The sequence below is a fragment of the Streptomyces sp. UF-297 genome (assembly GCF_058245575.1).
On record NZ_JBSIBZ010000164.1, the window covers coordinates 1 to 9,142 of the forward strand.

Here is a 9,142-nt window from a genome sequence, read left to right on the forward strand (position 1 = left end):
GCCCTCCAGCAGGTTGCCTTCCCAGTGGGTCTGAGCGGTGCGCGTGGTTGCCATGGTGGGGTAACTCCCGGTTGTGGGTGAAAAGGGGACTGCGCAGGTCAGCTTAGTGAGGTGCGCGGGGCGGATGACGCCGTCGGCGGGATTGCGCTCATACGGAGGCGCCGGGCGCATGGCCGAGCTGGGGCTGTTGGAGCGCGCGCGTCGGTGGGACGCTGCCGGATATGGGCGCGATGAGGCGCATAGGGCGCAAAAGCTGCATACGACACCTATGGCATGGCCGGGGGCGACGGGCGCTGATGGCGGCGGGGGCCGCGGGCGCCGCGGCCGTCACGGTCGTGGCCTGTCAGCCGGTCGGCGGGCTCAACTCCTCCTCGGTGGCCATCACCACCGACCAGACCGGTACCCGCGCGCTGGAGCGGGCGGGCGTACAGGTGCGGTGGCTCAGCTGCACCGCGACCGTGGACAACGGAGACGGTCGGATATCCGCCAACCCGCGGCACGACGGCACGGCGTCGGCCTCGCCCACCGGGCGCTCGGTGGCGACCGTGGACTGCCAGGGCGAGACCGACCGGGGCGAGACGATCACCATCAAGGGGCGGGTGACGCAGGAGATCGACGGGCGCTGCGTACGCGGCGACCTGACCGCGCGGGTCGGTGGCCGGGTGGTCTTCCAGGCCAGTGTGCTCGGCGACTGCAGCCGCCCGCCGTCCGACTCCTGGACGCCCACGGGCCGCCCGTCCTGGTCGCAGCCCGGCGAGCCGTCCGACACCGCCTCCCACGATCCGTCGCCGACCTGCGACGACGGGCACGACGGGCACGACGGGCATGGCAAGGACGGCCACGGAGACGGCCACGACAAGGGCGGACAGGGCGACGGCCAGGGCAAGGACGGGCAGGACGCGGGCTGGCAGGGCGGGGGCGAGCACGACAACGGCGGTGGCGACCACGGCGACCACGGCGACAACGCTGGCCACGACAACAACGACGACAACGGCGACCACGGAGACAACAAGGGCGACAACAACGGCGACGGCAAAGGCGGTTGGGACGGCGGCGGCGACGGTCAGGGCCATGGCGACGGCGGGAACGGCAGCCGTCACGGCGATGACGGTCACGACAACCGGCCCGATCCACAAGGCACTTGGGCCGCGCGCCGGTAACCGCCCCGCATAGGGTAGGTGCATGGCGGACGAGTCCCCTCTGATACGCAGTCTGCGCGGCGCCGTCGACGGCGCACCCGACGACGTACCGCTGCGGCTGCACCTGGCCCAACTCCTGCTGGACGCGGGCCGGTCACAGGACGCCATCGCCCAGATCGCGGTGGCCCTGGCGCGCGATCCGGGCAGCGCCGAGGCGCAGGCCCTGATGGCGCGGGCCGTCGCCCCCGCGCAGACCTCCGTACCGGCCTCCGTCCCCGTGACCGGCCCCGCCTACGACTGGAAACGGGCCGAGGACGAGGTCGCGGACGTGCTTTCGCCACGGTTCGTCGAGACGCCGCTGACCGCCGACGGGGCCGGTGACGGCGGCGGCAGCGCCGCCTGGGAGGCCGCGGAGGGCCCGGCGCAGGTCACCCTCGCCGACGTCGGCGGTATGGAGGAGGTCAAACAGCGCCTTGAGGCCGCCTTCCTGGCGCCGCTGCGCAACCCCGGGCTGCGCACGCTGTTCGGCAAGAGCCTGCGCGGCGGGCTGCTGCTGTACGGACCGCCCGGCTGCGGAAAGACCTTCATCGCCCGCGCGGTGGCCGGTGAACTGGGCGCCCGCTTCCTGTCCGTGAGCATCGACGACGTCCTGGAGATGTGGATCGGCGCCTCCGAGCGCAACCTCCACGACATCTTCTGTGCCGCCCGCCGCGCCGCGCCGTGCGTCCTGTTCCTGGACGAGCTGGACGCGCTGGGCGCCAAACGCAGCCGGATGCACCACAGCGGGCTGCGCAACACCGTCAACCAGCTGCTCAGCGAGCTGGACGGGCTGGACGGCGACAACGAGGGCGTGTTCGTGCTGGCCGCCACCAACCACCCCTGGGACGTGGACACCGCGCTGCGCCGCCCCGGCCGCCTGGACCGCACGCTGCTGGTGCTGCCCCCGGACCGGGCGGCCCGCGCCGCGATCCTGCGCTACCACCTGCGCGACCGCCCGGTCTCCGGCGTCGACCCGGCCCGGCTGGCGGCGCGTACGGACGGCTTCTCCGGGGCCGACCTGGCCCATCTGTGCGAGTCCGCCGCCGAGCGGGCGCTGCTGGACTCGGTCCGTACCGGCGAGGTCCGCACGATCGGGATGGCGGACCTGCTGGCCGCGGCCGGGGAACTGCGGCCCTCGACACAGGCGTGGTTCGCCGCCGCCCGCACTGTCGCGCTGTTCGCCAACGAGGGCGGTACGTACGACGAGCTGCTGGCCTACCTCAAGCGCCGGAAGCTGCTGTGACCAAGGCGCTGCCGCCCCTGCCCGCGCCGGCCCCCGGACCACTGGCCCGGGCCGAGGCGCTGATCGAGGTCGGGCGCTACGAGCACGCGGGGGGCGTGCTGGCGCGGCTGCTGGCCGATGAACCGGGCAACGCGCCCGCCTGGTTCGCGCTGGCCCGCTGCCGCGGCCGCCTCGGCGACCACCCCGGCGCCCTCCAGGCCAACGGCCGGGCCCTCGAACTCGCCCCCGAGCACCCCCGCCTGTGGCAGCAGCGCACCGGCATCCTCATCGACCTGGCCCGCTACGAGGAGGCGGCCGACGCGGCGCGCGAGGCGGTGCGCCGCGCGCCGGACCACTGGGGCTCTCACCTGGCGCTGGCCGACGCCCTGCTGCGGCGGCGCCGCACGCTCGGCCAGGCCCACGAGTGCGCCCGGCGCGCCGTGCGGCTCGCGCCGCACGAGGCCGCGGCCCACTACACCCTCGGCGTCACGGCCCAGGGCCTGGGCCGCCACGAGGACGCGGAGGCCGCCTACCGCGCTGCGCTGCGCCTGAATCCGCAGGACTCCGCCTCCCGCAACAACCTCGCCGTGCTCCAGCTGCACCGCCGGCGCGGCCGGCGCGGCGGCCTCGGCGCGGCCCTGACGGGCTTCGCGGACGCCGTCGCCGGTGACCTCCAGGACCGTACGGCCCGCTACAACCTGGAGGCGATGGCGTTCGGGATTCTCGCGGGCGCGCGCTGGCCGGCGCTGCTGACCGTCACCATCGGGCTGACCGGGGCGGCCGTCGCGGGCGCGGGGCAGGGCAGCCCGCCGCACGCGGGCCAGCTGTGGCCGCGGCTGGGCGCCCTGCTGCTGATCGCGGCGGTCTGCGCGCTGTGGGCCTGGCGGCTGCGCCGCAGGGTCCCGCGGCGGCTGCACACCCCGCTGTTCCTGCTGGCCCGCCGCTGCCCGCCGGTGGTGGCGATGGCCTGCGGGGTGCTGCTGCCGGTGCTCGCCGCCGTCCTGTCGGTCGCGGTGCCCTGGACGGACCCGGCCTTCCTGGGCGCCACCCTCGCGCCCGCCGCCTGGGCGCTCTTCCTCGCGTACTGGATCGCGCGCGCCATGCTCAGCCGGCGGCGGCCCGGGAGCTGAGAGCCTGACGGAGCGTTCGCTCCGGTGGGTCCGCCGCGGGCCCGCCCCTGCGCCCGCGACCCGGCTCGATACGATGCGGTCCGTAGCAGCCATGACCTCCGTACGCGCCGCAGCGGCCGTGCGGTCACGACCCGGGAGGAGCTCACCGGTGGCGGGAGAACCGCAGGCCGACTGCCTGTTCTGCAAGATCGTGGCCAAGGAGGTGCCCGCGACCATCGTCCGTGAGACCCAGACGACGCTCGCCTTCCGCGACATCAACCCCCAGGCGCCCACCCACGTCCTGGTGATCCCCAAGGTGCACCACCCGGACGCCGCCTCGCTGGCCGCCGCCGAGCCGGAGATCGCCGCCGATGTGCTGCGCGAGGCCGGTTCGGTGGCCGCGGACGAGGACGTGGACGGTACGGGCTACCGCGTCATCTTCAACACCGGCTCCGGCGCGGGCCAGACCGTCTTCCACGCGCACGCCCACGTCCTGGGCGGCCGCGGCCTCAACTGGCCCCCCGGGTAAGCGCCTTGTCCGTACGCGAACTCGTTGTGCTGGGCACCGCAAGCCAGGTGCCCACCCGGCACCGCAACCACAACGGCTATCTGCTGCGGTGGGACGGTACGGGCATCCTCTTCGACCCCGGAGAGGGCACCCAGCGGCAGATGCTGCGGGCCGGGGTGGCTGCGCACGACCTGAACCGGATCTGTGTCACGCACTTCCACGGCGATCACTCGCTCGGCCTGGCCGGGGTGATCCAGCGCATCAACCTGGACCGCGTGCCGCACCCGGTCACCGCCCACTACCCGGCCAGCGGGCAGCACTTCTTCGAGCGGCTGCGGTACTCCACGGCCTACCGCGAGACGGTGCAGCTGGGCCAGGAGCCCGTCGCGGGCGAGGGCGGGGTGCTGGCCACGACGCGTTCGTACGTCCTTCAGGCGCGGCGGCTCTCGCACCCCGTCGAGGCCTACGGCTACCGCCTGACCGAGCCGGACGGGCGCCGGATGCTGCCCGAGCGGCTGGCCGAGCACGGCATCGCGGGCCCGGACGTCGGCCGGATCCAGCGCGAGGGCGCGCTGGGCGGCGTCACCCTCGACGACGTCAGCGAGGTGCGGCGCGGCCAGCGCTTCGCCTTCGTGATGGACACCCGGCTGTGCGAGGGGGTGTACGCGCTCGCCGAGGGCTGCGACATGCTCGTCATCGAGTCCACCTTCCTGGACGAGGACGAGCAACTGGCCACCGACCACGGGCATCTGACGGCGGGTCAGGCGGCTCGGGTGGCGCGGGAAGCGGGCGTGCGGCACCTCGTGCTCACCCACTTCTCGCAGCGCTACTCCGACCCCTCGGAATTCGAGCGGCAGGCCCGCGCGGCGGGGTTCGACGGCGAGCTGACCGTCGCGCGGGACCTGATGCGGGTGCCGGTGCCCAAGCGCAGCTGAGGGGCACCGGCGCCGCGGGCGTCAGGGCAGGTAGTACATCGGGTTCGGCAGCTTGAAGGTCTTGTCGCCGTAGCCGCCCTTCAGGTCGCTGTACTGGTCGCCGAAGTTGGCGACGATGTTGTAGCCCTGGGACTCGATGTGCTTGCGGGTGCCCGACTTGAACTCCACCGTGGTGCAGGTCGCGCCGCAGGGGAGGTAGGCGGGCGGGTTCTTCTTGTCCTTGAGGTAGACGTGCGCGCGGTCCAGCGGCACGCGGTACCCGACGTTCTTCAGGTTGCGCACGCTCCACTCGCGCTGCGCCTCCTTGCGGCCGGTCAGGAAGAAGACCTCGGCGCCCTTGGAGTGCGCCCAGTTCACCAGCCGGTCCATGCCGAAGACGGCGTCCATGTCGGTGGAGGCCAGGTACTTGTCCTGGGCCTCCTCGGTGTGGTGGAAGCCCACCTGGAGCTCGTAGTTGTACGTGAGCAGCGTGGTGTCGTCCATGTCGAGGACGATGGCCGGCTTCGCCTTGCCGCCGCGGTGCTTCTTGAGCTCCTTGGCGAGGTACTTCTCCGCCTTGGCCTCGATGCCGCGCACCTGCTTGGCGTAGTTGCTCTTCGGCGAGGCGTAGTGCTGTCCGTCGGCGGTGACGGTGTCCCCGTAGTACGCCTTGATCCGGTCCTGGACCTGGGTGAGGTTGGGGATCTCCTTGTCGGTGCGCGGGACGGAGTGCTCGGCGGTGGCCTGGCCTATGCCGAAGGCGGCGGTGCCGACGACGGCGGCGACGACGGTGGCAGCGCCGAGGCGTGCACGCATGCGCATGTGCTTGCTCCTATGGGGGGTGGAGGTGACCCAGTAGAGATAGCAGGGCAGATGCGCCCGTATCTACGCGCGAAGATTCAACGCTTGGCAAAGGCTGGCCAGGCGGCGGGACGGCGGTGGCGTTCTTGACGGTGTCCGGCGGCCGTCCCTAGCCTCCCTCCTCATGGGTGAACAGCGTTCACGTACGCGTACATACGCCGACGAACTGACCGTCACCGAAGTACGGCTGGCCCCGGTGCTCGTCGCCGACCCGCCGCTGCTGAACACACAGGGCGTGCACCAGCCCTACACCCCACGGCTGATCGTCGAGGTGGTCACGGCGGGTGGCGCGACCGGCCTGGGGGAGACCTACGGCGACACCAAGTACCTCGTCATCGCCCGCCCGCTGGCCGCCGCGCTGCCCGGCCATCGGGTCACCGACCTGAACGCGCTGCCGGACATCGCCGCCCGCGCCTGCGGCGACTCCCCGTACGCTACGGGCGCTGACGCCGTGGACGCGGGCGGTCTGCGCGGCGCCCAGACCGCCGACAAATTACGCCTGTCCGTCATATCCGCCTTCGAGGTCGCCTGTCTGGACGCCTGGGGCCGCACCGCCGGGCTCCCCGTACACGCCCTGCTCGGCGGCCGCCTCCGCGACCGCGTCGCCTACAGCGGCTACCTCTTCTACCGCTGGGCACGCCACCCGGACGGCCACGGCGAGCGCGACGACTGGGGCGCGGCCACCGACCCGGCGGGCGTGGTCGCCCAGGCCCGCCGCCTCGCCGACCGGCACGGCTTCACCTCCTTCAAGCTCAAGGGCGGGGTGTACGAGCCGGCCGCCGAGATCGCCGCCATCCGGGCGCTGGCCGCCGCCTTCCCCGGACACCCGCTGCGCCTGGACCCCAACGGCGCCTGGAGCGTGTCCACTTCGCTGCGCGTGGCCGCCGAACTGGAGGGCGTCCTGGAGTACCTGGAGGACCCGGCCTGCGGCACCCGCGCCATGGCCGAGGTGGCCGCCCGTACGCCCATGCCGCTGGCCACCAACATGTGCGTGACCGCCGTCGAGGAGATCGCCGAGGCGTTCACCGAGCGCGCCGTACAGGTCGTGCTCTGCGACCACCACTACTGGGGCGGGCTGCGCGCCACCCGCGAACTGGCCGCGCTCTGCCGCGCGTTCGGCGTCCAGGTCTCCATGCACTCCAACACCCACCTGGGCATCAGCCTCGCCGCCATGACCCAGGTCGCCGCCACCCTCCCCGGCCTGCGGTACGCCTGCGACACCCACTACCCCTGGCAGAGCGAGGACGTCCTGACCGAGCGCATCGCCATCCGCGACGGGTGCGTACGCGTCACCGACACCCCCGGCCTGGGCGTCGACCTCGACCGCGACCGGCTCGCCCTCCTCCACGACCGCTGGCTCGCCGACGACGGCGCCCTGCGCGAGCGCGACGACGCCGCGGCCATGCGCGCCGCCGACCCGCACTGGAGTGCCCCCGCCACGCCGCGGTGGTGAGGACCCGCGCCCCGGGAGTGCCCCTCCCTCTGGGCGCCGCCCCGTGCCGCGCGTACCGTAATGGTCCCGTACGTGATCTTTGAGAGGGGCTGCCCCGATGGCACAGGAAGTACGCGGAGTCATCGCGCCGGGGAAGGACGAGCCGGTACGGCTGGAGACGATTCTGGTGCCGGACCCCGGGCCCGGCGAGGCCGTGGTGAAGGTGCAGGCGTGCGGGGTGTGCCACACCGATCTGCACTACAAGCAGGGCGGGATCAACGACGACTTCCCGTTCCTGCTCGGGCACGAGGCGGCGGGTGTGGTGGAGTCCGTGGGCGAGGGCGTCACCGACGTCGCCCCCGGCGACTTCGTCATCCTGAACTGGCGCGCGGTGTGCGGCCAGTGCCGCGCCTGTCTGCGCGGCCGTCCTCAGTACTGCTTCGACACGCACAACGCGAAGCAGAAGATGACCCTGAGCGACGGCACGGAGCTGAGCCCCGCGCTCGGCATCGGCGCCTTCGCCGACAAGACGCTGGTCGCCGCCGGGCAGTGCACCAAGGTCGACCCGGCCGTCTCGCCCGCCGTGGCCGGACTGCTCGGCTGCGGCGTGATGGCCGGCATCGGCGCCGCCATCAACACCGGCAACGTGGGCCGCGGCGACAGTGTCGCCGTCATCGGCTGCGGCGGCGTGGGCGACGCGGCGATCGTCGGCGCCCGGCTGGCCGGCGCGGCCCGCATCATCGCCGTCGACATCGACGACCGGAAGCTGGCGACGGCCAAGGGCATGGGCGCCACCCACACCGTCAACTCGCGCGAGAACGACCCCGTCGAGGCGATCCGCGAGCTGACCGGCGGCTTCGGCGCGGACGTCGTCATCGACGCGGTCGGCCGCCCCAAGACCTACCAACAGGCCTTCTACGCCCGCGACTTGGCGGGCACGGTGGTCCTGGTCGGGGTCCCCACCCCCGAGATGAAGCTGGAGCTGCCGCTGCTGGACGTCTTCGGCCGCGGCGGCGCGCTGAAGTCCTCCTGGTACGGCGACTGCCTGCCCTCGCGCGACTTCCCGATGCTCATCGACCTGCACCAGCAGGGCCGGATCGACCTCGCCGCGTTCGTCACCGAGACCATCGGGATCGGCGACGTGGAGAAGGCCTTCGAGTCGATGCACGCGGGCGACGTCCTGCGCTCGGTGGTGATGCTGTGATGACCGCCCGCATCGACCACCTCGTCACCTCCGGCACCTTCTCGCTGGACGGCGGCACCTGGGAGGTGGACAACAACGTCTGGATCGTCGGCGACGACGAGGAGGCCGTGGTCATCGACGCGGCGCACGACGCCGAGGCCATCCTCGCCGCCCTCGGCGGCCGTACGCTGCGCGCCATCCTGTGCACCCACGCGCACAACGACCACATCGACGCGGCCCCGGCGCTGGCCGCCCGTACCGGCGCGACCATCCATCTGCACCCCGACGACCTGCCGCTGTGGAAGCTCACCCACCCCGACAGCGCGCCGGACGCCCATCTCGCCGACGGCCAGGTGCTCACCATCGCCGGTACGGACCTGAAGGTGCTGCACACCCCGGGCCACGCGCCGGGCGCGGTCTGCCTGTACGCGCCGGACCTGGGCACGGTGTTCACCGGTGACACCCTCTTCCAGGGCGGCCCCGGCGCCACCGGCCGCTCCTACTCCGACTTCCCCACGATCGTCGCCTCCATCCGCGAGCGGCTGCTGACCCTGCCGCCGCAGACCACGGTCCGTACGGGCCACGGCGACTCGACGACGATCGGGGACGAGGCCGCACACCAGGGGGAGTGGAGCGCCCCGTAGGAGCGCCCCTTAAGGGGCGCGGGGAACCGCGCGACCAGCCCTCACCGGCCCGCGGTGTATCAGACCGCCTCGGTGGCCGCCCGCTCAAGAA

Annotated in this window: 9 protein-coding genes; 8 read left to right on the plus strand and 1 reads right to left on the minus strand. The window is 73.1% G+C overall.

Annotated features, from left to right (window positions below):
- Positions 1-296 precede the first annotated feature (296 nt).
- From AC4IJH_RS42555 to AC4IJH_RS42575, 5 genes are all read left to right on the plus strand, one after another.
- Positions 297-1,160 (plus strand): hypothetical protein, encoded by an 864-nt coding sequence (locus tag AC4IJH_RS42555; protein ID WP_490857416.1) that lies wholly within the window; start codon positions 297-299, stop codon positions 1,158-1,160.
- A 22-nt stretch (positions 1,161-1,182) separates the two neighbouring features.
- Complete coding sequence (locus AC4IJH_RS42560; RefSeq protein ID WP_490857417.1) at positions 1,183-2,421, plus strand: ATP-binding protein; 1,239 nt, start codon at positions 1,183-1,185, stop codon at positions 2,419-2,421.
- Positions 2,418-3,530 carry a tetratricopeptide repeat protein gene (locus AC4IJH_RS42565; RefSeq protein WP_490857418.1) on the plus strand — a complete coding sequence of 371 codons (1,113 nt, stop codon included), beginning with the start codon at positions 2,418-2,420 and terminating at the stop codon, positions 3,528-3,530. The genes AC4IJH_RS42560 and AC4IJH_RS42565 overlap by 4 nt, the downstream gene beginning before the upstream one ends.
- A gap of 148 nt (positions 3,531-3,678) precedes the next feature.
- On the plus strand, positions 3,679-4,038 hold the full coding sequence (locus AC4IJH_RS42570; protein ID WP_490857419.1) for a histidine triad nucleotide-binding protein: 360 nt from the start codon (positions 3,679-3,681) through the stop codon (positions 4,036-4,038).
- 5 nt (positions 4,039-4,043) lie between these two features.
- Positions 4,044-4,952, plus strand: a complete 909-nt coding sequence (locus tag AC4IJH_RS42575) for a ribonuclease Z (RefSeq protein WP_490857420.1) — start codon at positions 4,044-4,046, stop codon at positions 4,950-4,952.
- Positions 4,953-4,973: 21 nt separating this feature from the next.
- Here AC4IJH_RS42575 and AC4IJH_RS42580 read toward each other — a convergent pair whose 3' ends face one another.
- Positions 4,974-5,753 (minus strand): HAD family acid phosphatase, encoded by a 780-nt coding sequence (locus tag AC4IJH_RS42580; RefSeq protein ID WP_490857421.1) that lies wholly within the window; start codon positions 5,751-5,753, stop codon positions 4,974-4,976.
- Between the two features lie 163 nt (positions 5,754-5,916).
- Between AC4IJH_RS42580 and AC4IJH_RS42585 the strand changes: the two genes are divergently transcribed.
- The 3 genes from AC4IJH_RS42585 (at position 5,917) to AC4IJH_RS42595 (ending at position 9,051) form a co-directional block, all read left to right on the plus strand.
- Positions 5,917-7,245, plus strand: coding sequence for an enolase C-terminal domain-like protein (locus AC4IJH_RS42585; protein ID WP_490857422.1), 1,329 nt, complete (start codon positions 5,917-5,919; stop codon positions 7,243-7,245).
- A 97-nt stretch (positions 7,246-7,342) separates the two neighbouring features.
- Positions 7,343-8,428, plus strand: coding sequence for an S-(hydroxymethyl)mycothiol dehydrogenase (locus tag AC4IJH_RS42590; RefSeq protein WP_490857423.1), 1,086 nt, complete (start codon positions 7,343-7,345; stop codon positions 8,426-8,428).
- Complete coding sequence (locus tag AC4IJH_RS42595) at positions 8,428-9,051, plus strand: MBL fold metallo-hydrolase (protein ID WP_490857424.1); 624 nt, start codon at positions 8,428-8,430, stop codon at positions 9,049-9,051. The genes AC4IJH_RS42590 and AC4IJH_RS42595 overlap by 1 nt, the downstream gene beginning before the upstream one ends.
- Positions 9,052-9,142: the final 91 nt, after the last annotated feature.

Bases quoted from the DNA above. Each gene is read 5' to 3' on its own strand.
- AC4IJH_RS42555 (WP_490857416.1), top strand. From the start codon at position 297: ATGGCGGCGGGGGCCGCGGGCGCCGCGGCCGTCACGGTCGTGGCCTGT.
- AC4IJH_RS42560 (WP_490857417.1), top strand. From the start codon at position 1,183: ATGGCGGACGAGTCCCCTCTGATACGCAGTCTGCGCGGCGCCGTCGAC.
- AC4IJH_RS42580 (WP_490857421.1), bottom strand. From the start codon at position 5,753: ATGCGCATGCGTGCACGCCTCGGCGCTGCCACCGTCGTCGCCGCCGTC.
- AC4IJH_RS42585 (WP_490857422.1), top strand. From the start codon at position 5,917: ATGGGTGAACAGCGTTCACGTACGCGTACATACGCCGACGAACTGACC.
- AC4IJH_RS42590 (WP_490857423.1), top strand. From the start codon at position 7,343: ATGGCACAGGAAGTACGCGGAGTCATCGCGCCGGGGAAGGACGAGCCG.
- AC4IJH_RS42595 (WP_490857424.1), top strand. From the start codon at position 8,428: ATGACCGCCCGCATCGACCACCTCGTCACCTCCGGCACCTTCTCGCTG.